The 24,348-nt window shown below is 42.8% G+C and carries 24 protein-coding genes and 2 CRISPR repeat arrays (1 of these 26 only partly in view); of the genes, 7 read left to right on the top strand and 17 right to left on the bottom strand.

Annotated features, from left to right (window positions below):
- Positions 1 to 360 precede the first annotated feature (360 nt).
- The 4 genes from BCF55_RS04890 to BCF55_RS04875 all read right to left on the bottom strand — a co-directional run bounded on the left by BCF55_RS04890 (position 361) and on the right by BCF55_RS04875 (position 2,313).
- Entirely contained in the window at positions 361 to 909 is a 549-nt protein-coding gene (locus tag BCF55_RS04890; RefSeq protein WP_121010814.1) for a hypothetical protein, read from the bottom strand.
- A gap of 17 nt (positions 910 to 926) precedes the next feature.
- Positions 927 to 1,193, bottom strand: coding sequence for a hypothetical protein (locus tag BCF55_RS04885; protein WP_121010811.1), 267 nt, complete (start codon positions 1,191 to 1,193; stop codon positions 927 to 929).
- Between the two features lie 87 nt (positions 1,194 to 1,280).
- The gene (locus tag BCF55_RS04880; protein WP_121010808.1) at positions 1,281 to 1,511 is read right to left on the bottom strand and encodes a hypothetical protein; all 231 of its coding nucleotides are present in this window, start codon (positions 1,509 to 1,511) and stop codon (positions 1,281 to 1,283) included.
- A gap of 43 nt (positions 1,512 to 1,554) precedes the next feature.
- Positions 1,555 to 2,313, bottom strand: a complete 759-nt coding sequence (locus tag BCF55_RS04875) for a hypothetical protein (protein WP_147425005.1) — start codon at positions 2,311 to 2,313, stop codon at positions 1,555 to 1,557.
- 306 nt (positions 2,314 to 2,619) lie between these two features.
- Between BCF55_RS04875 and cas7i the strand changes: the two genes are divergently transcribed.
- The 7 genes from cas7i to cas2 are packed head-to-tail and all read left to right on the top strand — an operon-like array spanning position 2,620 to position 9,531.
- Positions 2,620 to 3,597 carry a type I-B CRISPR-associated protein Cas7/Cst2/DevR gene (cas7i, locus tag BCF55_RS04870; protein WP_121010803.1) on the top strand — a complete coding sequence of 326 codons (978 nt, stop codon included), beginning with the start codon at positions 2,620 to 2,622 and terminating at the stop codon, positions 3,595 to 3,597.
- Positions 3,578 to 4,219: a type I-B CRISPR-associated protein Cas5b gene (gene cas5b / locus BCF55_RS04865; RefSeq protein ID WP_121010800.1), complete on the top strand. Its 642-nt coding sequence runs from the start codon at positions 3,578 to 3,580 to the stop codon at positions 4,217 to 4,219. The genes cas7i and cas5b overlap by 20 nt, the downstream gene beginning before the upstream one ends.
- Positions 4,210 to 5,673 (top strand): type I-B CRISPR-associated protein Cas8b1/Cst1, encoded by a 1,464-nt coding sequence (cas8a1, locus tag BCF55_RS04860; RefSeq protein ID WP_121010797.1) that lies wholly within the window; start codon positions 4,210 to 4,212, stop codon positions 5,671 to 5,673. The genes cas5b and cas8a1 overlap by 10 nt, the downstream gene beginning before the upstream one ends.
- Positions 5,670 to 7,811 carry a CRISPR-associated helicase Cas3' gene (gene cas3 / locus BCF55_RS04855; RefSeq protein WP_121010794.1) on the top strand — a complete coding sequence of 714 codons (2,142 nt, stop codon included), beginning with the start codon at positions 5,670 to 5,672 and terminating at the stop codon, positions 7,809 to 7,811. Before cas8a1 ends, cas3 begins: the two co-directional genes overlap by 4 nt.
- Positions 7,792 to 8,313: a CRISPR-associated protein Cas4 gene (cas4, locus tag BCF55_RS04850; RefSeq protein WP_121010791.1), complete on the top strand. Its 522-nt coding sequence runs from the start codon at positions 7,792 to 7,794 to the stop codon at positions 8,311 to 8,313. The genes cas3 and cas4 overlap by 20 nt, the downstream gene beginning before the upstream one ends.
- On the top strand, positions 8,306 to 9,253 hold the full coding sequence (gene cas1b, locus BCF55_RS04845; protein WP_121010788.1) for a type I-B CRISPR-associated endonuclease Cas1b: 948 nt from the start codon (positions 8,306 to 8,308) through the stop codon (positions 9,251 to 9,253). The genes cas4 and cas1b overlap by 8 nt, the downstream gene beginning before the upstream one ends.
- On the top strand, positions 9,250 to 9,531 hold the full coding sequence (gene cas2 / locus BCF55_RS04840; RefSeq protein ID WP_121010785.1) for a CRISPR-associated endonuclease Cas2: 282 nt from the start codon (positions 9,250 to 9,252) through the stop codon (positions 9,529 to 9,531). Before cas1b ends, cas2 begins: the two co-directional genes overlap by 4 nt.
- On the opposite strand, the gene BCF55_RS04835 is transcribed toward cas2, so the two are convergent.
- The 13 genes from BCF55_RS04835 to BCF55_RS09780 form a co-directional block, all read right to left on the bottom strand.
- Positions 9,528 to 9,719: a chromosome segregation protein SMC gene (locus BCF55_RS04835; protein WP_121010782.1), complete on the bottom strand. Its 192-nt coding sequence runs from the start codon at positions 9,717 to 9,719 to the stop codon at positions 9,528 to 9,530. The genes cas2 and BCF55_RS04835 overlap by 4 nt on opposite strands.
- A 341-nt stretch (positions 9,720 to 10,060) precedes the next feature.
- Positions 10,061 to 11,550: direct repeats of the CRISPR family, unit length 29 nt; unit sequence GTTCTTAATTATCCGTGTGGAGTTGAAAC.
- A 90-nt stretch (positions 11,551 to 11,640) separates the two neighbouring features.
- Positions 11,641 to 12,639 carry a hypothetical protein gene (locus BCF55_RS04830; protein ID WP_147425004.1) on the bottom strand — a complete coding sequence of 333 codons (999 nt, stop codon included), beginning with the start codon at positions 12,637 to 12,639 and terminating at the stop codon, positions 11,641 to 11,643.
- A 17-nt stretch (positions 12,640 to 12,656) separates the two neighbouring features.
- A complete protein-coding gene (gene cmr6 / locus BCF55_RS04825) occupies positions 12,657 to 13,556 on the bottom strand; it encodes a type III-B CRISPR module RAMP protein Cmr6 (protein WP_121010775.1) in 900 nt (299 codons plus the stop codon).
- The gene (cmr5, locus tag BCF55_RS04820; RefSeq protein ID WP_121010772.1) at positions 13,553 to 13,930 is read right to left on the bottom strand and encodes a type III-B CRISPR module-associated protein Cmr5; all 378 of its coding nucleotides are present in this window, start codon (positions 13,928 to 13,930) and stop codon (positions 13,553 to 13,555) included. Before cmr5 ends, cmr6 begins: the two co-directional genes overlap by 4 nt.
- Entirely contained in the window at positions 13,920 to 14,801 is an 882-nt protein-coding gene (gene cmr4 / locus BCF55_RS04815) for a type III-B CRISPR module RAMP protein Cmr4 (protein WP_121010769.1), read from the bottom strand. Before cmr4 ends, cmr5 begins: the two co-directional genes overlap by 11 nt.
- Positions 14,798 to 15,826, bottom strand: coding sequence for a type III-B CRISPR module-associated protein Cmr3 (gene cmr3 / locus BCF55_RS04810; RefSeq protein ID WP_170144749.1), 1,029 nt, complete (start codon positions 15,824 to 15,826; stop codon positions 14,798 to 14,800). Before cmr3 ends, cmr4 begins: the two co-directional genes overlap by 4 nt.
- A gap of 3 nt (positions 15,827 to 15,829) precedes the next feature.
- Positions 15,830 to 17,632 (bottom strand): type III-B CRISPR-associated protein Cas10/Cmr2, encoded by a 1,803-nt coding sequence (cas10, locus tag BCF55_RS04805; protein ID WP_121010766.1) that lies wholly within the window; start codon positions 17,630 to 17,632, stop codon positions 15,830 to 15,832.
- Positions 17,629 to 18,750 carry a type III-B CRISPR module RAMP protein Cmr1 gene (gene cmr1 / locus BCF55_RS04800; protein ID WP_170144748.1) on the bottom strand — a complete coding sequence of 374 codons (1,122 nt, stop codon included), beginning with the start codon at positions 18,748 to 18,750 and terminating at the stop codon, positions 17,629 to 17,631. Before cmr1 ends, cas10 begins: the two co-directional genes overlap by 4 nt.
- Complete coding sequence (gene cas6 / locus BCF55_RS04795; protein ID WP_121010760.1) at positions 18,725 to 19,459, bottom strand: CRISPR-associated endoribonuclease Cas6; 735 nt, start codon at positions 19,457 to 19,459, stop codon at positions 18,725 to 18,727. The genes cmr1 and cas6 overlap by 26 nt, the downstream gene beginning before the upstream one ends.
- Positions 19,456 to 20,889: an SAVED domain-containing protein gene (locus tag BCF55_RS04790; RefSeq protein ID WP_121010757.1), complete on the bottom strand. Its 1,434-nt coding sequence runs from the start codon at positions 20,887 to 20,889 to the stop codon at positions 19,456 to 19,458. Before BCF55_RS04790 ends, cas6 begins: the two co-directional genes overlap by 4 nt.
- Complete coding sequence (locus BCF55_RS09785; RefSeq protein WP_245960402.1) at positions 20,867 to 21,655, bottom strand: hypothetical protein; 789 nt, start codon at positions 21,653 to 21,655, stop codon at positions 20,867 to 20,869. The genes BCF55_RS04790 and BCF55_RS09785 overlap by 23 nt, the downstream gene beginning before the upstream one ends.
- Positions 21,648 to 22,316 (bottom strand): hypothetical protein, encoded by a 669-nt coding sequence (locus BCF55_RS04780; protein ID WP_121010754.1) that lies wholly within the window; start codon positions 22,314 to 22,316, stop codon positions 21,648 to 21,650. The genes BCF55_RS09785 and BCF55_RS04780 overlap by 8 nt, the downstream gene beginning before the upstream one ends.
- Positions 22,313 to 22,741, bottom strand: a complete 429-nt coding sequence (locus BCF55_RS09780; protein ID WP_245960401.1) for a hypothetical protein — start codon at positions 22,739 to 22,741, stop codon at positions 22,313 to 22,315. The genes BCF55_RS04780 and BCF55_RS09780 overlap by 4 nt, the downstream gene beginning before the upstream one ends.
- A gap of 334 nt (positions 22,742 to 23,075) precedes the next feature.
- Positions 23,076 to 24,348: a CRISPR direct-repeat array (repeat unit 29 nt; unit sequence GTTCTTAATTATCCGTGTGGAGTTGAAAC); it runs 103 nt beyond the window's last position.

The raw sequence follows: 24,348 nt of genomic DNA, 5'->3' as shown, positions 1-24,348 counted from the left end.
TGGACCATTTATGGGACATTTCTTTTTTGCCCCCAGACAGCACCTCCGGAGGTGAAATAGAAATGGGACATTTATGGACCATTTATGTCCCATTTATGGGACATTTATGGGACATTTGACTAAGCCTTGATAGGCAACGGTTTGAGGTATATAGCAAAAGGTAGCCTCTCCAGTCCTTGTGGCTCAAGGAATATAGAAAATATATAGCACTATATATTTGACCCCTCGGGAAGTTATTGAAGGACAAGGGTTTGCTTGTGGTCTGTAAAAAAATTTCTCTGGGTCTCCTTCATAGTCTGATAGGGAGAGGAGGGAGGAGAGAAGGAGAAGAGGGCATAGAAATGGGACATTTATGGGACATTAAGAAGAGGGAGTGAGGTCTCCCTTTTTGATGCGGATAAGTTGACCCTTTCCGATGTAGAAGACGGGTATTCTTATCACCCTGTCTTCCCGTATCCTTATCTCATAGGAGAGATCGTCCACATCTGCTTCTACGGGATCAAGCTCCTCGATGACCATATCCTCCTTCCTTATGTCTTTACTTAGCTCCTCCAGTACCTTGAAGATTATCTCTATATCCTTGTCTGTGCTCCTCTCGTGCCAATCTACTTCTATGACTGCTCTGGAGATGTCAGGGTTTTCGATGAGCTCTAAGAGGTCTTCAGGAGATAGCTCAATGTCATATGTATTTACCACAAGGTGAGCGTGGCTCTCTCCGTTGACAGCATCATCTACACAGTGCAGGTACCCGACACGCTCACCGTTTAGAAGAACCTTATAGTCCTCTTCTCTCCCGTTTTCATTTTCTTCATAGAATGAGAGGCTGAGCTTGACTCCGTGCCTTTTCAGGAGCTCAAAAAAGTGTTGATCTGCACCGAGCCTTTCTTTAGTAAAGATGTGGATTCTCATTTCCTCTCACCTCTTCGCTATATGCCTGAACCCTTGAAAGAAGCCTCGCAATACTGCTCCCTGATCTCAAGTCCCTTTCCGTTACTCAGGACAACAGGAGAAAAAGGTATGGCTCCTGTCTGAGCTTTCTTTCGGACGGAATAGTAACGGTATAGCTTTATTGCTCCCCTGACCAGTTGTACCGTAACCCTTGCTTTTGACCTTCTTTTTACCTTTGCAGAGTCCGGAGCCTTACAGGAAGTAAGCAGAAGGGCTCCCAGAAGCAATAGAGCAAGGAGTCTCATATTAAGCCTCCTTTTGTAAGGGACGGAACTTCGGGAGACCGCTCAAGTTCCTGGTCTCCCGTTGTGATGGTTAACCTCTCTTCTCCGTCAGACCTCCACGACAACATTGTCCGCTTCTCTTTCCGTATAGCCTTCGGTTTCTATCCGGTACTGGTATTCGTTATCCACCCACCTTATTACGCTTTCCTCTGATTCGTCAAACTCATCTCCCTGGCACATCACGCATACTTCATTTTCATAGAAGTTGATGTACCCGCACTCTTTGCAGATCTTATAGTCGCTCGGCTGGGATGCTATTTTGTCCAGGGTGACTTTCATAGCAATACCTCCTGTTCTGGATTTCATCTTTTGTCTGAGCCTTTTATACAGATGTTACAAAGTTAATGTCATCGTCATCCGTGTATAAGGGAACGGCAACTCCCAGGGCGCTAGTGACCAATAAGAAGACAAGGTACTTGCCACTAATTGTGACATAATCAACTTTTCTGGTAGAGTTGAACACCTTTACCTTTCCTTCTCCGGACTTTATCATCCTGGCTACTTTGGAGGCTTTCATCCCCCGTTTTTCTCCCATAAAAGCAAGGCGATCGTTACTTACGTCTACGACAACAACCTCTGAAGGCACCACCTGATCTTCCATAAGCATATATCTTGCAAGGATTCTTTCTCCTATGGGTGTGCTGGCGAATTCGTCCAGGAAATACGTTTCTTCCATCTTGGGGACATCGGGAATATCCATCCCGGAACTTACAAGTTGTTCAAGCACGCACTCTATGTCCATATCCATGTAATGGTATATGTCGCGGACTCCCGAGTACTCAATCGCTTTCGATCTTATATCCCGCATCTTTTCCTCCATTCCGAGGCAACCTAATATATGTAGCAGGACAACCAGCCTCCTCATAATGTCTTTGTGGAAAAGCATCCTTATGTCTTTATAGGAAAACAGGTCGCTCCGATAGTCAACCAGTTCATAAATGAGCTCTTTTTTGCTTTCATAGATCTTGCGGTAAAAAGGAGGAAGGCAAGAAAAGAAGAACTCCCTTGCCTCTTTATAAAAGGGTGCAATTAGTGGCTTGTCTGTTGTCTCGGGGAAATAGCTCTCGGGAAGGTTGTCCAACACTTCCAGAGTTTTTGATTCATCTACCTGTGTAAGAGCCTTGTCGCTTAATTCTATGCCCTCGTGTTTTTCGCAGGGAGAAAATTCTTCAATTTCCTGTTCCTCTATCTCCTCTCCTGAGGTCCAGTCTTCAGACCACTTTGTTTTGACTGCCAGCTCACAACCGCAAGCGAAGCTAACTTCAACGAGACCCAGAATGTATGTAGAATTACCATTCTATTAGCTGAGAAGGTGAGGGAAAAAGTGTCAGAAATTCCAGAAAGTGGAAGTTAATATAAACACTAAGGAAAGTTAGGAGGTAACAAAATGGGAGGACTAACCATTACTGTGATAACTTCAAAGGCGTCAAGCTTAAATTACGGAGAGACCATAGGAAATGTGTCGGTTCTTAAGAAGCTCTCACGCGGGGATGGCTCTCAGTTAACCTTTGTCTCCGACAAAGCCCTGAAGTACGAGATAAGAAGAAAGGGAAAGGAAGAAAAAGGCTGGAAACTGCTGGATGAGAAGCTAAAGGAATACATAGAGGGGAATCTTAAAGGCTCAGAGCTTGATGTGGATGCCTTTGGAAAAGCTCTGGTCAAAGACTACCACGAATTTGACCTTTTCGGAGGATTGTTTACGAACCTGAAAACAGATAAGAAGGTAAAACTCAGTTACGGAGACAGTGTCAAAAGAACCTGTCCTGTTAAAGTTACCTATGCCTTCTCTGTGTCCGAGTTTTCAGGAGACTTAAACTTCCTGAACAATATAGACGCCTATAACAGATACATAAAACACGTGGAGGACAAGCCAGAACAGGCTATAGCAAACAGCGAAGAGCATCAATCTCACTATATCTACACACTCGCAGTGGACCTTAATAGAGCTGGAGGATGGGAAAAGGAGGATGGCTCTTATGAAGATGTTTTGAGCAAAGAGGAAAAGGCAAAGAGAGTTTTGGACCTCCTGGACATCGTGATGACTCTCAGCAGGCAGATAAAGGGAAGGTGGGAGAGCCTCTCTCCTGTGTTTGTGGTAGGAGGGGTATTTTCCTCAAAGCATCCCTTCTTCATGGAAGGAGTCGAGGCACAGGAAGAGAAGGGAAAGCTCAGGCTCAACGTTGCAAGGCTCAGGGAGTGCGCGGAGCTTGTGCCGGAGCAGAATAAGGTGGTTGTGGGAGTGCTTTCGGGAACTTTTATAAACGAAAGCGAGCTGAGAAACGCTTTCAGCGTGAAAACCATAAAGGAAGCCTTTGAAGAGCTAAAAAAGCAGGTGAGGGAATACTATGGAGTGTCTCAAGTTTGAAGTTTTTTCTCCCTCTGCCACCTTTAAGACTCCCTTCTCTCTCAAAGGTATAGAGACCTACCCGCTCCCAACCTACTCCACCATAATCGGGCTTCTTTATACAGCCCTCGGGAGAAAGTACGGAGGAGAAAAGTTTTCCATCTCGGTTCAGGGCGATTACGAAACTCTCTTCAGAGACTACATAAGGTTCAGGAAGTATAACAAGAAAGATAAGAAATTTGAGACCCTGCCCCTTGAAGTCCCTCGACTCTTCCGACTCCGCAGTATAGTCCATATATTGGGAGAAGAGCAACTCTTAAAGACCTTTAAAGAAGCTCTTGAGAAGCCTTCCGTGTTTCTTTCCTTTGGTGGTGGTGAATATCCTGTTCTGGTGAAAAATCCGAGAATACTGAAGCTTGAAGAGCGGTTTCTGGAAAGTGAGCTGAAATATTCAGCCTATGTCCCCGATAGACTGAGGAAAGCACTTTATGGAGAAGGGATAGTTTTCCGAATACCTTCCTTTTACCGGATTGAAAACAACGAGCGCATGTGGAACTGGGAGACGGTGTATTACTTTCCTAAGGGAACGCTTCTTGAGGGGAAGCTCTTATCAGATGAAGAGGGGGATACTGTATGGGTGTGAGGTTTTACGCTGATAACTGGCTGACCGCCTCAGCTGGTGTAGGTCTTTTGAGAGTTCTTGAAAAGATAGGAGTTAACTGGAAGCCTTTCGTGAACGGAAATGTAATTGAGATTCCTGAGGATACCTTCCAGGGTATAGCTGAGCACTATACGGAATATATACTTGCCGATTTTACCCTTGAAAATCTGGAAAACATGCTTGAGAAAGGAAAAATAAACGTATACAACAACATAGTTCTTCAGAAAATAGGAGACTTCTACTCTAACAGCCCGTTAACAAATCCATCATCTACTAAAAGGGCGAATAAGAGGTTTGAGGAGTTTTATGAAAAAGAGAAGGATAGCAGGAGACTATACGACTTTACCAAGACAGTAGTGAGAGACTTTGTCAGGGAACAGCTAGACGAACTCCTTAAAAGCAAGAGAAGTAATAAACTCTGCTTCTTCTGCCAGGAAAGGAAGGCTTATATAAAAAAGGATAAGGTTAAGACCTTTGATGCCACGAACTTCACACCTCTGGGAGCAAGTCCAGAAACCCTTGAAAACTTATTTTGGAACGGAAGGAGCAACATGTACCTGTGCCCGGAGTGCGAGATATTCCTTTACTTCTCCGCCTTCGGTTTTACAAGAACTCCGAGAAGAACTTACCTTTTCGTATACGCACCGGATCTCGGAACCGCCTACAACCTCAACAATATATTAGCACAGGAAGGAACAAAGTCAGTAATAAGCAGGACGATAGTTGAAGCCTCCAAGATGGTTGAAGGAAGAAAGGCTGAGTGGATTTTAGAAAACATCTACATAGTGGAGATAGAAAAGGTGGGGGATGCTCAGGCGAACATTTACACCCTAAACATCTCTGCAAAGCTGGCAAGGGCTATAAAGGAGATGATAAACGAATACCCTCCGCTTTTTGACGACATCTTTGATTCGTTCATAGAGTACGTCTATTCTGGCAGAAGCCTTTACGAATTTCTCTTTAGCATACTGTCAGGTTTCTTTTACAGCGAGCGTTATAAAAACCTTAGCGGAAGGAAATCTATGCTTATAAGAAAGGGCAAAGGTCTGGACTACTTACCTAAAAATTTGACCTTCTTTATTAAATTTCAGGAGGTGCTGAACATGGAGGATAAGGAAAAGATAAGCAGGCAGGTAAACTGGGCTTACGGAGAGGGACTCAGCCTGAGAAAAGCCTACTTTGACGAGCTTGGAAATGATAAGGCAAGGAAGAAGATAGAGTCCATATCTTACCGAATCCTCGAAGCGGTGAGAAGGAGGGACACCGACGCCTTTGAGCAGAACCTTATAAGGGCTTATCTGGAAGTGGAGAGGGAAATCCCCTACGTGTTTGTGGAGGCTCTTAAAGACGGGGGCTTCAACCGTATAGCCTACGCTTTCCTTATAGGACTCAACGGAAAGGATAGAGAGCTGTCAGAAGTGAAAGAATCAGAATGAATATAAAAGAGCTTCTCTCCAAGCTCTGGGCAAAGTCGGATGGAACCACTATAAGGGAGCATACGGATAAACTGCTGGAGAACCTCAGGGTCCTAAAAGAACTCTTCGGAGACAAAATAAGGCATCTCCTTGGTCCACACGCTGAGGAGTTCTGGGAAGCGCTCAGGCTTGCCTGCGAATATCATGACTACGGTAAGGTTTATAAGGGATTTCAAAAGAAGGTAGGCAATCCCGAATTTAAGAAAGTAAAGAACGAAGCAGAGGTAAGACATAACCTCATCTCCCCCGCCTTTTTACCCGAGGAACTGCCTGAACCTCTGAAAACCCTCGTAACCCTTGCCATAGTCCATCACCACGATTACGAACCCTCCGATGAGGTGGTGGAAAAGGTCAAAAATATCCTCAAGGATGAGTTCGGAAAGGAGATGAGCCGGACACACCTGAAGGTGCTGAAAGTGGGAGAATCGGACCTTATCAACAGGCTTGAGGAGAGGGAGGGGAGGAATCTTAAAACCTTCTACACCCTTCTTAAGGGTTTTCTCCTGCGCATAGACCACGCGAGCAGTTCCCACTTTGCGGATTCGGTTGAGACCTCAAGGCTTGAGGGGAATGAGGTAAAGGTAGAGGACTATCTGAAAACTATCAAAAACAGCCGGCTTAACGACCTTCAGGAGTTTGTCTGCCAGAACGTAGATAAAAACCTCCTTATCACCGCTTCAACGGGGTACGGTAAAACGGAAGCGGGCTTTATCTTTTTGAAGGATAAGGGATTTTTTACCGTACCGATAAGAACATCTGCAAACGCCATATACGAAAGGGCAAAAGAAGTTTTCGGAATGGAGAGCGTGGGTCTGCTTCACTCCACAGCCTTTCTCTACCTCGTGGAGAGCTACTCGGAGGACAGAAACTTCACAACCGATTATGTGGTTGCAGACCTTTACCTGACGAGGAACTTCGGAAAGCCTCTGATAGTCTCCACACCGGACCAGCTCATGCCCTTTATCTTAAGACCCAAAGGTTTTGAGAAGTACTACTCCATGTTCTCCTACGCGAGGCTTGTTCTTGATGAAGTTCAGCTCTTTGAACCTCACACCCTTGGTTTCATAGTGAAGGCTTTAGGGAAGATAAACGAAGTAGGCGGAAGGGTGATGGTCATGACCGCAACACTGCCCTCCTATGTCAGGAAGGACCTTGAGAGTATAGACTTTACTCAAGGGACCTTCCTCACAAGCCAGCCCAGACACCATATCAGACTAATCAGAGACTCCATCCTCAGCCAAGAGGGACTCAGTCTAATAAAGAGGCTCTCTCAGGAAGGTAAGGTGCTCATAATCACCAACACAAGAGCCAGAGCTTTAGAGCTCAGAGAAAGGCTCGGCGGTGGGAACCTCCTTCACTCCCAGTTTATCTACAGGGACAGGAAGGAAAAGGAGAAACATATAGATGAGTTTTTCAAAGGCTCTGAAAAAGGACTCTGGATAACCACCCAGATAGCGGAGGTCTCTCTGGACCTTGACGCTGACTTTCTTATAACGGAGCTCTCAACCATTGACTCCCTCATACAGAGAATGGGAAGAGCAAACCGTAGGGGAAGGAAGGAGATTGAAGAGCCGAACGTGTTTGTATTCACAGAGGACTGTTCAGGGATAGGACCCGTTTACAGAAAGAGCATACACGAGATAACAAAACGGTACCTGCCCGAAGGAATACTATCGGAGGAAGAAAAGCTGAGGATTATAGAAAAGGTGTACGAAGAGGTAGAAAGGCAGGACGGGGAGTATATGAACGAGTATGAAAAGGCAAAAAGTTATATAGATTCCCTCTGGAATATAGAAGAACAGTTCAGTAAGAAGAAGGCTCAGCAGATGTTCAGGGACATACTCTCGGTCAGTGTTATTCCCGAGGCTTTCAGAGAAGAGGTTGAGCCTTTAATAGAAGAGTACAGAAGCGCAGGAGATCACGCCGAAAAACTCCTTAAATTCTCGGAGATTACGGGCTACATCCTCAGCGTCCCTGCTCACGTAAAATCCCGGAGGGAGCCGGTAAAAGGACTTAAAGAAGTTTACTGGATGAGGGGAGAGTACTCTTCCGAGTTCGGCTTTGAACCGGAGGAAGAGCTTGACAGTAATATCATCTGAAGAGCTTAAAGAGATAAAGTTTAAAGGGACTCAGGTAGCTTATGCGGTTGTGTGTCCGAGGAAGCTCTGGCTCTTTTCCAGAGGCATAGCCCTTGAACACTCCTCCGACAGGGTAGCCCTCGGTAAGTTCGTTGATGAAGTATCCTTCAGAGGTAAGGAGGGGTTCAGCGATGAGAACGTGAGCATAGACTTTATAACCATAGATGATGAGCTCGTAGTTCACGAGATAAAACTTTCAAGCTCCCTGGAGGAAGCCCACGAGGTTCAGATAAAGTACTACATTTACTATCTGAGGCTGAAGGGAGCAAGGGTCTCATACGGACTGCTTCACTATCCCAGGCTCAGAAAAATCAAAAGGGTTGAGTTCGGAAAGGAGGACGAGGCAAAAATAGAGGAAATACTGGCAAGGCTTGAGAAGACGCTGGAACTTCCCGAACCTCCACCTGTAATAAATGCTCCCTACTGTAAAAAGTGTGCCTACTACGAGCTGTGCTATGGGTAAGCCTTACTTCTTAATAAAGGACGGCAGGCTCTCAAGAAAGGAAAACACCATACTCTTTGAGAGTGAGGACCTCAGAAAAACCATACCGATAGAGGACGTGGACGAGCTCTTCGTGATTTCCGATGTATCTCTGACTTCAAAACTCCTCAAGCTCCTTGCGGAGAGAGAGGCTCCCATGCACCTCTTTGACAGGTTCGGCTTTTACGTCGGAAGTTTCTATCCGAGGGAGAGAAGACCCTCCGGGTATCTTATCGTAAAACAGGCTGAGCACTACATAGACGGAGAGAAGAGGCTTTACCTGGCAAAAGCCTTCATCTACGGAGCCATAGAGAATCTCTCTTACGTTTACGGTATAGACGGGAAGGAACACCTGAATAGACTTTCCGAGGCTAAAAGTGTGGAGGAAGTTATGAGCGTTGAAGGGGACTTCAGAAGGAGGTGCTACGAAAGGCTTGAGGAACTTACGGGCTTTGAGTTCGGGACAAGGACAAAGAGACCCCCGCGAAACCCTCTGAACGCACTCATATCCTTCGGGAACTCCCTTGTATACGCCAAGGTTCTCGGAGAGATATACTACACTCCTCTTAATCCTGCGGTAAGCTACCTTCACGAACCCTCCACGAAAAGGTTTTCCCTGTCTCTGGACATATCCGAGGTATTCAAACCTCTGCTTTCCGACGCTCTGATAATCAAACTTGCAGGCAAAACCATAACAGAAAAGCACTTTGAAAACAGGTCGGGACTTGTGTATCTCAACGAGGAGGGAAAGAGAATATTCGTAAGCGAGTTCAACGACCTCCTAGAAAAAACCGTGAGATACAGGAAGCTGAAGAGGAACATATCCTTCAGAGGTCTGATAAGGATTGAGTTATACAAGCTTGTGAAACACCTGATAGGGGATGAGGTTTACACTCCCTTCATATACAGGAGTGTAGTATGAGGGTCATACTCGTTTACGACATAGCGGTCAGTGAACCAGCAGACCAGAGCAGGCTAAACAGGGTCAGGAAGGTGGTAAGGAAATACATAAACCACGTCCAGAAATCCGTGTTTGAAGGGGATATAAGCCCGTCAAAACTTGAGAGGCTTGAGCACGAGGTTCTCAGCGTTGTGGACAGAGACAGGGACTTTGTAATAATTTACGTCTTTGAAAGCGGAACTTCCTACGAGCGCCGGATAATAACCAACTCCGATGACCCTACGAAAAACGTAATCTAATCTTCAGGAGAGATTATGCTTTTCCTTCTCTTGAGCTCCTTGAGTTCCTTTAACTTCCTTGCTATAAGCTCACCCATAGGAAGCTTTTCCTTGATGCTCTCCATCCGGAGCTCCTTCCACACATTCTCCGGCAGGGACACGGTGGTTCTAACAAACTTTTTCTCCTTCTTACCCGCCTTCTTAGCCATATAAAAATTGTACCGTTGCATATGACTTTACAGAGTTGTATAATTATTAAAAAAGCAAGAGAGGGTTTTAGATAGCCCTCCGGCTCCTTGACAAGTGAATAGGGAGTATGAGGCTCTCAAAAGTAAGGGGAGTGCGGTTTTAATTGAATCATCAAAATGCCTAAATGTTTTGATGTTTTGATGAAGGGTTTCGGAAGTGGTTGGCTTTCAAAGGTTTAAAGGTGGTAAAATTTTGACCACTTTCGGACACTGAAGATTTCCGGAAATTAACTTCATTTTAGAGCACTCTCCTTTGCGTAAGTTATTGATAATAGTTTAATTTTGTAACACCCCGTTTGAGGGTTCTTAATTATCCGTGTGGAGTTGAAACCAGTTTTAACAGCAGGTTTAGGCTCAGGTTTAGGCTTGGTTCTTAATTATCCGTGTGGAGTTGAAACAGAATTGAAGTGTTAAGGTTTCTAAAATTGTTTTCCTGGTTCTTAATTATCCGTGTGGAGTTGAAACTGATATTCCTTGAGAAGCGAAGACGGGAGCAGGTGGTTCTTAATTATCCGTGTGGAGTTGAAACTTAAATGGGAGGTGAAGCTATGAAAAAGTTTAAGTGTTCTTAATTATCCGTGTGGAGTTGAAACCTACCTCAAGGAGCAGGGGTTAATTGAGGATAAGGGGGTTCTTAATTATCCGTGTGGAGTTGAAACTTAGCGATTATCCAGTAGTTCATATCAACCGTATAGAGGGTTCTTAATTATCCGTGTGGAGTTGAAACAAGGCATTCAGCAGAAACTTAAAGGAAGACTGGAAGGAGTGGTTCTTAATTATCCGTGTGGAGTTGAAACTCTTCTTCTATGACCCGAACCGTGTCGTAGTCTTTTGTTCTTAATTATCCGTGTGGAGTTGAAACCTATTATAATAGGCTGGGATAGGGGGTGTATTCAGACCGTTCTTAATTATCCGTGTGGAGTTGAAACTACCTAACTTAGCAAGTGATACGGGAAAGTAAAGGAGTGTTCTTAATTATCCGTGTGGAGTTGAAACCAAGTATTATAGGAATTTTATTGCCTTGACTATCTCTGTTCTTAATTATCCGTGTGGAGTTGAAACGTAGAACCTCATCACGCTGTTTAAAGCCTTTGAAATAGTTCTTAATTATCCGTGTGGAGTTGAAACTTTCAAAATTTGCTAAGAACATTCCTGAACCCATAAAAGGTTCTTAATTATCCGTGTGGAGTTGAAACATTAATGAGATATTCAAGACTGATGATAGAGAGATAGTTCTTAATTATCCGTGTGGAGTTGAAACAGAAGGAACCCGCCACCGCAAACTCGGTTAGTAGAAAGTTCTTAATTATCCGTGTGGAGTTGAAACGCACTTATTAAAACCCTGTATTTACGAGGTAATATGTTCTTAATTATCCGTGTGGAGTTGAAACTCGAATTCCTTCAAGGTTCCCTCCTCCTCTTCTTCTAGTTCTTAATTATCCGTGTGGAGTTGAAACTTAGAATTACAAAGAGAAGAAGCATATCAAAGGGTTTTGTTCTTAATTATCCGTGTGGAGTTGAAACAACCTGAAATGGCTTTGCCGTCTTGCTAAAGTTCGGGTTCTTAATTATCCGTGTGGAGTTGAAACACACGTTGCCGGTCCTTTTATATCTTTCTCTGACCGGGTTCTTAATTATCCGTATGGAGTTGAAACGCATCAAGAACGGGGACAAAAGCTGGGCGTCTTTTAATGTTCTTAATCATCCGTATGGAGTTGAAACTTGCTAACACCTCCTTTAAAAGTTTTAGAATACCTCTATTAGTTCCTAATCATCCGTATGGAGTTGAAACCCTTGAGGTTGTTGATACCGAGAGACCGTATATGAGCGTTCTTAATCATCCGTGTGGAGTAGTGGAGTTGAAATAAAAAATTGAAATTAATTAACCTCTCGCTTCTGGGCTAAAAGAATACAGGTCTTCAAAACTAATGTTTATGGATATAATCTTTTTATCGTTTTCACTTTGTGTTAGATATTCCACCTGCCTTCCGTCTTTTACTGCAAAGAGTGTTAAGGCAAGCGTAATTGCAGAAGTTCCACCGCTTATGTAAACTGAAATATCCTCGTCATCATAACCGGAACGCTTTATCTCCTTTAGTATCTCCGTAAGAACCCCTACTATCTCCTCGTAATTATTAAAATCTATTCCTTCCGATTCAGGTTTAAAATGAACGATTTCTTTTGCTTCTTCTCCGAGTATTTCTATAAACTTATCTTTTGACTTATAAACCTCTTTACTAATCAAAATATACCATTTCTCAAGTTTCTCTTTGTGAAAAAGATATAACTCAAGGAAAGGAGCCCATGTATGATCCAGTCCTAAAATCCTTTCTTTATCTCCATTAGCAAGAAGTCTTTTCATCTCTTCAAAAACCTCATCTTCACTTTTTTGTTGTGCGTTTCTTCCTATTAACCCTGGTTTTGAAAGAGCACATATCAAGACTTTCTTGGGCTGTCTTTCTCCTGTTTTACCGAGCCTTCCATGCGGTATGCTAAGGGCAAAGGCAAATATTAAACCGAATGTGAAAACAGAAGTTCCAATAGCTTGGTAATAATTATTTTCTTTAAGAAAGTCAGCAATCCAGGAAGTGAAGATTGCGAAAAATAAAACAAAGAAGAAGGTAAGAACGCTCGGAAAAGAACCTGCAAGAGCTGAGCGTATAAGGTATTTAAGGTCAAATTCTGGTCTGTAGAAAATCTTAAAAAGGAACAAGTTTGAAAGTATTAACAAGGGAATTGCGACAAATAGAATGACATGAATCAATATATTATTCTGAGACAATTTTACTAAGCTACTATCTATCAGCAGGATATAAAACGTTGCAAGAATTCCATAGAATGGTAATACTGTATTTTGCAAATTAAACTTAAACCCTTTCATACCCGTGCTTCTAAAAATCATTTGCTCTGTATTTCAAACCACCCATAACCCTTCCTCTTCTTGGCTCCCACTCCGAAGTTCTCAAGTCCTACCTTCAAGAGCGTTTCTATCAGTTTCCACTCCTTATCCTCCAGTCCTTCGTCAAGAGACGCTTCACCTAAACACACCACGAAAACAAGCCCCTCCTTTAAAGTAAGAAAATGTATAGGCACGGGATTATACCAGTCTGCGGGAGGCTCCTTCCCTTTTTCCGTGTAATACTTCTGGTAGTGGGGGTTCATTATGTCTATTTCAAAGCAATTTTTATTGAAGTCTTCAGGATAAGCATCAAAGAATACAACCTCTCCCCTCTTCCTTTGAGTCCCGAAGACCTTTACAAAGAAATCATAAGGTTTTTCTATTTGCGTTCCTTCAAGCACAACCTTCACAGGATGGGAGTTAAGCGTTTTCTTTACATCGTTCTCTCCTTCCGAGACCAAGTTTTTTTCAAAATCAGAAATAGAAAGGGAATTTAAATTGTCCTTAATGCTTTCGTATGCGGAAATAAGAAAAACGCTCCTTGCAAGTCCTTTAAGGGTTTCCCCCGGTATGTAAGGAATGCCGTAGGTATGATGGAAGAGAAAGCCGTTTTCTATTAAGGAAGGATTGCCCAGCCCTATGGCAAGCCTGTAACCTGTCCTGACTTTAAAGGTTTTTGAGCAGGGAAGTGAGTCAACTATCTTCTTTAAAAGGTTTAAGTGCTCTGAGAAGTTTTCGGCGATGAGTGCTGTAAATTCTTTCAGAAACTCAACCTTCTTTATCTCTTCTCCGTTGTGCGAAAGTTTGTGAGCAAGTAATTTGTTAAAGAGAAGGGCAGGGTTAGAACCCTTCGCCTTGGCAAGCAATTCCTTTATGGTTGCAGAAGTTTTTCCGCTCATTCTTGTTTCTCCTCGTATTTTAATTCGCCTTCCGCTATTCTTTTAAGCCACTGGGTAAAGAAAAGGAGTTTCTTAGTGTAGAGCCTGTACTGGGAAAGTTCCAGCTCCGCAAAGAACTTAACAAGTTCCACGTTTGTAGATTCCTTTTCCATCTCTTTTAAATAATCTTCTACGTGTTTCTTAATTATTGCCCATGCCTTGTTTTCACGGGCTTTTGCATTTACAAAGGTTACAGTAGTCAAAATACCGTTGTGGGTAATCATGGAGGGTAGCTTGCGCACATAAGAGGAGTACTGACTCTCCATCTCCTTTCCCTTCACCTCGCTGATACACCTGTAGGCAAAACCCGCTATTTCCTGAACCTTACTTCTCATTTTCAACCCTCCTGATTTTTACGTAACCCTTGCCAGTGGTTACGTCCCCTCCGAGGTGAAGAACATCTTCATGGACTTCAAAATCTACTTTTTCTTCAAAGAACAGGCTAAAGTAAAGCACGCTCTCCGCAGGCAGGTATTCTTCTATCCATAGGGCACCTCCACTTGCCGTCCCGGTTTTCGGGTCTATCTTTATATGGGTCTGTACCTCGGTGTAGGTTTGAACCATATCGGAAAAGATACTGTCGTTTATGCACACAACCCTATTTTTCTGATAGTCCTCTAAGGGGAGTAAATTTATAACTCTCTTGAACTCTTCATATTCTTTTGCTTCAAAAACAAACTCCTCAAGGAGTATCTTGCCCTCTACTGAAGAATCCTTTATTGAATACACCAGTGCTTCACTTTCTGACAGATTCCTATCAAAGCGTAAGTTTTCCCCAATGTCTTCCAGATACCTGTTTATGACATAAGGGCAGGTAATCAGCTGAAAGATGCCTTTTAGACTTTTTACTGGGAAAAAGAGTATTTTAGCGTCTGTGAAAAAGACCTTACCCGCTCCCCCTGTTCCGTTTTCTACCGCTTCCCCTGCGGTTCCGAAGATTTTTACGAGACGCTCAAACTCTTCCTCTGTTATATTCTGAGGCTTCTTACCCTCCTGTAATGCCTTATCAAGCTCTGGAGGACTAATTTTTTCCGCAAGCTTTTTAATTTGATATTCTCTAAGGCATCCTTTTATGGCACTTCCGGGGACAAAGGGAAAGCCCGTGTGCACCTCTCTCACTATCGGAAGGTCAATATGGGAAAGTCCCTGACCTGCTCCCACATGGAGGGGTGTTAGCACTTTGATAAGGTAAGTTTCTCTTCTCATCCCTTCACCTCCGTTAAAATTCCAGAATTCCATCCCCTGCTTAAAAATTTTTCTCCAACATTACCATTAACGGGTATTTCCGTAAAAATCTGACACAGTTTCTTAAGTTTTCCTTCACTTTTTGGTTTTAGCACTATCACACTACCGGGCTTTAGCATCTCCAGAAAGGGTTTTTGCCCTGATATTTCCTGAGAAGATTTTTTATAGCCGGACACATATTCCACGCCTGCATTAAAGAGCCACACAACTTCAAAGTTCAGACCATCTATAGTTAAGGTCTTACTTCTTTGTATGCCATCCTTTACATAAAGGTGGGTAAGACAGTAAAACTTGTATATTGTATCCTTCTCTATCTCTATTTCCTTCTCTAAAGCTGTGTCAGCATCTAAGGTTTTCTCAAGAAGACCCATCTTTTTCTCTCCGCCCAGTCCGAAAATTTCTCTGTCGGAAACGTCTTTATGCACCTTTCCTAATACCGCTATTCTTACCCCTTCCTTTAGCCTTATGAAATCCCTGGAGTAAAGAAGACCCTCCTTTTCTTCTTCGCCTTCCCTCTTAACATTCTTTACATTTCTGAAGGATTTCTCCAGCCATATGCCTATCCTTCTCTCGGTTCCAAAGAACTCCTCCGGCGGGTAGGTCGTAAAATCTCCGGAGCCTTTTTCGTAATTCTGGAGAAAGTCCATAAGCGATATAAAACCACTTGCAGTTTCGTAAGCTTCTATGTCTCCGGTTATCAGAGGGGGACTTTCCGGAGGGGCGATTTTTACCCTCTGTGCTCCGTCTCCCTTTCGTTTTGTAAGGCAGTCCGCAGGCAGGGGCAGGAAGAGCTCTTTTTCTTCGCCCTTCTCTCTGTAAAGGAAAACGCCCAAAACTCTTTCAAATATGTGGAAGAACCTAATAATTGGAGGAGGAAAAACGCTCTTCTGGAGGCGAACCTCTCCTGCGGAAAAGTTTTTTAAACTTCCAAAACTTAAAACGTCGTAAGGTTTAAGTATGTATACCTTCATCTCTTCCCTCTCCACTCTCTATACCTCCAGCCCGGCTAAAAATCTTGCTATGTAAAACATATTTAGAAGGGTTTGTATTCCGATTTTTAAATCTCCTGCGGAGCAAAGAGTGCTCTTTACATCGTTTTCAAGCTCCTCCAGCTCGCTATCTTTCAGGTTGCTCTGCCTTCTTAAAACCCTCTTTATTAAGCTGAAGGCGATTTCCTTCAAATTATCCGCATACTCCATCTCAGTAAGCATTTCCACCTCTTTTCCGAGAGAGTAGGGGACCCTTGAGGAGAGCTTCCCGCTCTTAAAGTGGTTTATAAGCCTTTTGAGTTTATACACCTCACCCCACCTTAAAACCAGCTCCACCGGAGAGCCGTTGTGAGGTATTACGCTAACGCACAGTCTGTCCCTCCCTTCCTTCTTTGCCCTCTTTTCCGCACGCCTGAGATTTTCAAGAACGAAGGTTAGGTTTTCCTTCTCATGAGCTATAACAACTCCCGCGCTTATTGTGGGTTCTCCTTTTATATCTGTAAGCTTCTCATTGAGAGTGCATCTGAAGTTATTATTCAAAAGTTCCGCAAGCTGGAGAGCCTTTGAGGGATGCATAACCGCCAGAACGTCATCCCCCCCGAGATAAACGAACTTTATCCAGATTCCATCTTCAAGTTCTGCCACCTTTTGAGCAAACCCAGTAAGAGCCAGAGAAAAAGTTTTATGAAAGTCTTCCGTAAGCTCTTTACCCCTTTTTTCCTGCCCTATACCCAGCCACTTTCCCATCTCATCCCCGTCCGCCATAAGTATCGCAAAGTAAGGGTTTTTAATTGCTTTAGTCAGTTCTTTTAGTTCGTTGCACAGACTTTCTTTCCCCTTTTCTCTACATTTTTCGCTACTGACTCTTTCCACCTCCTGTGGATCTATCTCGTCTATGTTTTTCAGTTTCAGGCTTTCATCGGTTTTTAGTATCTCTTTAAGAACCTCTTTTAGCTCTCGGCTGTACTCCTTGTTTTCGTATTTTTCATTTTCTAGGTAATCTAACAGCGGAGCCCAAGCAAAGTGCCTTGTGCTATTAAAGTGCAGGAGTTCTCTTATTTTTTCTTTTTCTTTCTCTTTCTCTTCCTTCAGGTATAAGTGGAAAAACCTCTTTGTAAGACAAACTCCACACAACCTTTCGCTGTCGTCCAGATGATACTTCCAGTTTTTTTCTCCTATATTTTCCTTAAGTTTTTCCAACTTTAAATTAAGTGCCGGTCTTTCACCACACAGGATGCATCCATCTACCTGCTCGTTCTGATATCTTCCATAATAGGGTCTGAAGGTCTTTTTTGCCCCCAGCATCCTTTCCGCAAGATCGTAGGTAAAGCCGTAATCATCCTTCTGTCCCGTATTATTGGAAGTAAGCTTTAGCACTTCCAACCACTTTTGTTCGTTCACTTGCTCCTGAATGTGGCAAAAACACTGAAAGTAATATTTGTTATGAATCTCAAAGGTTTCTTTGACATTGTCATCAAGGTTAAGATACTTGTCTGCAACGGATGTGTATATATCCTTCCATATTTCTGAAAACTTTTTCTTTAAGTCTTCACAGAGGTTTTCGCCTACCTCCCCTTTAATCTTAGCCACTATCCTGTTAGGGTAGTTAGCGATTAGCTTTTGAAACTGATTTTTCGGTTTCTGGGGATATATAACCTCAAAGCGGGAATCTTTCTCCATCTCTTCAACGAGTTTCTCGGTAAGGTAAGAGAGTATGTAGCTGGAGTTAAAGAAATCCCTCAGCTTCCTTGATTTTTCTATAAATCCCTGAACGGGTGAGAAAGTGAAGATTAGGAGTTTCATAGGGAGACCTCCTTGATTTGGGCTTGGTGTCTTATACTATCGAAGAATTCTTCCAGCATTCTACCGGCTACTTTTTGATTTATTGATTTTCCCTTATGTATTATTGGTTTTTCTCCTTTCCTTTTCGGTGGAGTTATAAGGGTTAGCTCAGTTCCATCAGGAAGAAATTTCCCGTTTAGTTTTACAACCATCCATTTATAACTTCTTCCAATCTTTAGAACCTTTAGGATTAATGGAGAAGAACGTCTAAAATACTTATCTGCGTCCGCAGTCAAAAATTTGTTATTTGAATGTCTTATTGGTAGCCCAAAATATCCCATATCAAATATACGATGTTTATTCTTTTCTCTGTATTGCTTGAACAATATCCCTATTTCGTTGAGAGCTTCTTTGTAATCCTTAAAAGATGTTTTACTTATCGCAATTTTTATAGATGGGCACAGATTGGAATACTCCAGTTCTTTCTCTGAGAATCCCCCATTTACTATTTTCTTGGCTTGTATTAAATTTCCTTCCATCCAGCCTACTGGGTCTTGGGGTTCTGGTTGAAAACTCAGTTCTCTAAATTCAGGTTCAACACTTAAACAGTTCATATTTCCCCCGCCTCTTCTTGCTCTTGTCCCTATTCCGCCAAGAAAAACCAAGCACCAAAGACTTGCTACATAGTGTTTAATAGCTTCACTATCTCCCAGTAATATCAGCTTGAACTTGGAACCCTCGGTTATAAAACTCCTTTCCCTATTAGGTAACATGGTGGAATACAGAAGATAACCAATGCCCGAATCTTTTCCGGAAAGCGTTCTCTTATGCTTGTCGTAAAAGTAATTCAGTCCTGCGTAATCTTTCAAGGTTTTATTCTCTATTATCTTTAAATTGTCATTGTCTTTTATTATTCTAAGTGTTACTCTACTGGCAATAGCTCCGTCCTCAAAATGTCCTCCGAAGATTTTTGCTTCTTCCGTGTAGAGTTTTTCAGTATCTTCTTCACACCTTAACGCTCTCCACCACCATCTTAAGAGTCCTATAAAGCTGGCTGGTTTCAACTCTGCTTCTTTTGGAAAAGCTCCTCCTATAAAAGCGGGAGTTATAAACTCAAGCTCGAAGGTTAGTTTTTCCATCCTCCACCTCCAGATAGCCGAAGCCCTGACCGGTTCTGAGTCCAAGTCCATAGAGATATATAAAACGGAGGAGTTCCTCCGAATCTGACACAATCCTGAAACTTCCGATAAACCCCCTGACCACTCCCCCGTAGTGCCTTATAACTTCTTCCCTTATCTTTACAGACTCAAATCTGAAGGAGTTAATACTCGGTTCCCTGCCTTTAATTGTCCTGTATCTTCTTATTAAGTTCTCCAGCAGGGATTCTTCAAAGTTTGGTTCTGAGGGAATTGTATACCTCTCCTTCGGATTCTTTGAGTCGTTGAACCCTATACGCTCTACAACCACGGGAGATAGGGTTTTAAATATGCCCGTGATAGGCTTTTCCTTTTCGGGCTTTATAAGCTCTATCCTGAACCTTCCCGTGCCTATGTTATGTATGTAGTCCTCCTTTTTCAATCTCAGTATGCCGTTGTAAAACTTAACACCTACCACCGAATCCCCGGTAGAAAACCTCAGCTTTATGTTCTTTATTCCCGTAAAGTGTCCGTCTATAATCTTTGCATCCTTTCCCAAGTAAACTGCAAAGGTGTAAGGTCTCGGTTTTTCCTGTGAGAACTCTCCCGTGCCGAACACTCTCTTCATAAGGGATATGAACCTTCCCCTGTAGTCAAGCCTTATGTGTGCGGGTTCTGGGTTGAGGTTGGAAAGGCTGATGAGGAACCTCAAGTTCCCTCCTCCCTTATTTTTCTGATTCTATCAAATTCTACCACCTTTATGTAGCCCTGCGTTTCTGCATGCTGATAGACACATCCTGAACTGTAGTATCCGAAAGCCACACCGAGCATAAAGGCAACTGGCACCGGACAGGCAAAGAAGAAATGAAATCTGGTGTAATCCTTCGTAGCTCTCAGGTCCTGTATCAGGCTTGCTGTCTCTTTGGCTACCTCTTTCATCTCATCTACGGGAATGTTCCCCGATTTGCTGTGTCTTACTATGAGGAGCGTAGCATCTTTATCTTTCATAAACTTCTTTACGCTCGCCACAGGTTCGTGATGGGCAGAGGCAAGAATAACCGCAAGCTCCTTTCCCTCCCCTTCTATGCTGTAGTTTATAGTTCTGTACTCGCTAACCCTCTCTTTGAGCTCTCTAACCTTAGAGACTTTTATCGGATGGTATTTATCATCCTGAAAGTGATAGAACACAAAGGGCTTCTGACTGCCGAAGATCACACCCAGCGAGAAGGCTAAAGCGGTAGGTCCATTAATTCCCATGTGTAGAGTTTCATTACCCCCCAGAGCTTTTTCTATTTCTTTTATTGTGGTAAAGAAGCGGTGGATAACACTGAACCATGCTGTTTCTTCCGGCGGGATTTGACCTGTGATTAGGACGAGCTTTTCCTTGGGCACTCCGCTGAGAAGCTCTAACATCTCTATCTTCTTCTCCACATCCAAAAACGTCAGGCTTGAGTAGAAGTTTTTAAGCTCGCCTTCGTAGTTTTCCGTTGTCTTTGTGATAAACAGAGGAACATCGTAGTTTTCCGCATCGTACCATTCCTTTAGGGTTCTCACGTTATCTATAAAACCGGGTTCTATGAGTCTCAGCCCAAGGCTCTCCGCAAGCTCTCTCTTTTTGGGGATACCGTTAACCTCGTAAACGTTCCCCTCTTCATCTATCTTACCGGTAAAGACCACATCCAAAGGGAGGTTTTCAACCAGCAGGCTGACAGCCGCCGGGAGCATATAACTCTCACCGGTAAAGAAATCATCAAAGAAAAGGGCAAGACCTTCTCCGATAAACTTCCTTATAGTGTCCATTGAACTTTTCAGGTGATCCTGATTGGTTATTACTTCCTTTAACCCCTTCACCGCAAGCCCCCTCACCATCTTGCTTTCTTTCCCAACGACGGGAACGTAGAACTCCATGTATGGATTCTTTAAAAACGCCCGTGCCTCTTCCTGAGTGATGCGGAAGGTTTCCTGCAAGGCTTTAAGGCTCGGATACTTCTTTCTGGATTTTATGTAATTGATAAGCTCGTACTGCACCGAAGGTCTGAGCTCCCAGAACTGAAGAAAGAGGTCATCAAGAAACTCATCTAACTTCCCCGCGCTCAGAAGACCCTTCAGATGCTCTTCTTCAATCTCCGAGAACCTGAACATTTAACTCCTCCTCCAAGAAACCATAAGAAGGTAATTCCGGAAGATTTTCTATCTTTATTAAGGCGGTAGCTTCCCCTTCATAAATTACCTCCTCCCCTAAAGAGATTCTGATTCTCTTTCCTGAATACTCCTCAGGTAGGTAAAGGAAAAGAACCCCGTTTTCTACAACACCGAGCCAGTCCCTTCCCTTCAGATAGTTCTGAGGCTGAGCGGCGAGCAGGATCTCCTCCCTTGACTCAAACCTCTCCTTAAGGGCTGCAGGAAATTCAATTACTAAAGCTTTTCTCTCCTCTTCCGCTTTCATAACTTCGTAGATAAGACTTGAAAGATTTAAATCTTTATACCTTTCTGCAACTTTTTTTATGAACTTTTCACGCCATTTTCCTATCCCTTTAGTGCGTGCACTTTTTACATACTCACGGATTTTTTCAAGGTTACTGAGTTTAAAAACCGGAACAGAGTACTTTTGAATAATCTTTTCATTTGCGTAAACCCAGAAGGGAAGGGGGACTAAACGGAAACCTTTCCACTTTATGAGCGGGGGATATATATTGGTAATTGCGAGTTGGATATAACTTGTAAGCGGAACTATGACATTGAGGTCTCCTTCTTTTTTCAAGACAAGTATGAACTCAGGGGGAGTCATAAAAAAGAGCCTGACCTGTCCCTCCTCCGGCGGCACTTTCTCCTCTTCCTTTACCTCAAGTAAATCTTTTCCGAGGCTCTTTTCGTAAACCCTGTAGAGATTCTCCTGTAGTTCACTCATGGTCTTTTCCTCTTTCTGTAATATAACCCTTACTTTCACATACCTCTGACAGGAATCTCTCGGCAAACTCCCGGAACTCTTCCTTGGTGGGCACATAGGGTAATTTCTGCGCAAGTCTCTTCTTTAGCCTCTCCCATCTCTTGTAAAGATTCGTCTTTGTAAGCCCCTCTAACTCTATCTCCTCTGAGTAAAGTTCTTTGCAGAAGTAGTAGCACATGACTTTAATGTCTTCCTCTTTAAGGATATTCATAATCGCACCGAACAGGTCCTGGGCGTTTATCTTCAGGTCTTTATCCTCTTCAACTTCAATGTTTTCCTCAAAACTTACCACATCACCTTCCTGATTTTCGTAATTCAGCTCCTCCATACTTAACATCTGGGCGCTAAACTCACCGTTTAGAGTATCTATTATGCAGGAGTAGATAACTTTTCTCAGATAAGCTGTGCTTATAAAACCCTTCTTTGCAATACTGCCCGACATCTTGAGTAACTTGAATCTGAGAACCGAAAGAATCTCCTCAGCGTAATCATCACCTATACGCCTTCTTAATATTTCCTCAAGCCCCGACCTGACCGCAAGCTGTCTTATTTCCTTTATAAAGAAGTTTCTCGTCTTTAAATCTTCCCTGCCCTGTAAGAAAGATAAGATAAGCTCTTTCATATCTCAAAAACCTTCAGTTTCTCCAGGAATTCAAGGTCATCACACCTCCCACATAAAACGTATTCAGGTTTAACGGCTTTCAACGTATATCGGAAGTATCCCTTCTTAAGATGGTCAAAGAGAACATATCCGAACACCCTTATCCAATTACACTTTTTATCCACTCTCTTGCAGTTTTTTATATCTACACTCAAATTCCTTTTATTTCTGGTTAAAAAACACAGGTTCAGAATTTCCCCATCAAACCAGCCTATAAAAGGTCGCGCGCTTCTAGGCTGTCTTCCCTTTACCTCCCTTACCGATACCCCGAGGTCGGTACTCAAAAGTTCCTCCAGAAAGCGAAGCTCGTCCGACCTGAAAAACCCCAGAAATTTATGTCCCTCCTTAGTTATAAGTTCTTTGTATAACTCCTCAAACCCCCTCACGGAGATAAATTATACCCCTTGCATAGCAGGATAGAAAGGAATATAATCTTGGAGAGGGCTTTAAGTAGCCCTCCGGCTCCTTGACAAGTGAATAGGGAGTATGAGGCTCTCAAAAGTAAGGGGAGTGCGGTTTTAATTGAATCATCAAAATGCCTAAATGTTTTGATGTTTTGATGATGGGTTTCTAAAGTGATTGTTTTTCAAAGGTTTAAAGGTGGTAAATTTTTGAGCAATTTACTTCACTGAAGATTTCCGGAAATTAACTTCATTTTAGAGCACTCTCCTTTGCGTAAGTTATTGATAATAGTTTAATTTTGTAACACCCCGTTTGAGGGTTCTTAATTATCCGTGTGGAGTTGAAACCGCTCGGATTTATAAATTGACCTGCTTGTTCGCCACCGGTTCTTAATTATCCGTGTGGAGTTGAAACACCTTAGCCTTGATAGGGGAAGGTAAACATAAAGAGGGTTCTTAATTATCCGTGTGGAGTTGAAACCCTTTCACGGAGTTGGAATTATATAACTTATACAAATCATAAACGTTATAGTTCTTAATTATCCGTGTGGAGTTGAAACATCCTGAGTAATGAGAAATATATCAAGTCCTAAATGTCGTTCTTAATTATCCGTGTGGAGTTGAAACTCGGGAGTGGAAGGCTTAGACGACATTCGCTTTAAGAGGTTCTTAATTATCCGTGTGGAGTTGAAACTACGGCTCGCAAGCCCGCCCGCCGTTGGCTCTTTTATTTTGTTCTTAATTATCCGTGTGGAGTTGAAACCAGGGTTTTGATTTCCTCGCTGCTAGTGATAGACTCTTGTTCTTAATTATCCGTGTGGAGTTGAAACTATTAGCGGTTTTAGAAAAAACCGCCATATTATTTGGTTCTTAATTATCCGTGTGGAGTTGAAACCGCTTATAGCTTGCGAGAAAACGGGGCGCAAGGCAGTTCTTAATTATCCGTGTGGAGTTGAAACTATATGAATAGCCTATGAAATAACAAGCTAACTGTATGTTCTTAATTATCCGTGTGGAGTTGAAACTAATTGCATCGGCTATTTCTTTGGTTTCTAAGGTTATATCGTTCTTAATTATCCGTGTGGAGTTGAAACTCGGGAGTGGAAGGCTTAGACGACATTCGCTTTAAGAGGTTCTTAATTATCCGTGTGGAGTTGAAACTACGGCTCGCAAGCCCGCCCGCCGTTGGCTCTTTTATTTTGTTCTTAATTATCCGTGTGGAGTTGAAACCAGGGTTTTGATTTCCTCGCTGCTAGTGATAGACTCTTGTTCTTAATTATCCGTGTGGAGTTGAAACTATTAGCGGTTTTAGAAAAAACCGCCATATTATTTGGTTCTTAATTATCCGTGTGGAGTTGAAACCGCTTATAGCTTGCGAGAAAACGGGGCGCAAGGCAGTTCTTAATTATCCGTGTGGAGTTGAAACTCTTCCACTTCCCATTCCTCACTCTGAAATGAGTAGCTGTTCTTAATTATCCGTGTGGAGTTGAAACATGCGGCTTCAAGCATTTTGCGAATTCTGTGAAAATCAGTTCTTAATCATCCGTATGGAGTTGAAACTATAGAAATATTTGACATATTGGGATTATTTG

The sequence above is a fragment of the Hydrogenivirga caldilitoris genome (assembly GCF_003664005.1).
Lineage (GTDB): Bacteria > Aquificota > Aquificia > Aquificales > Aquificaceae > Hydrogenivirga > Hydrogenivirga caldilitoris.
Note: the sequence above shows the minus strand (reverse complement) of the source record. Positions and strands in the feature narration are given on the sequence as shown.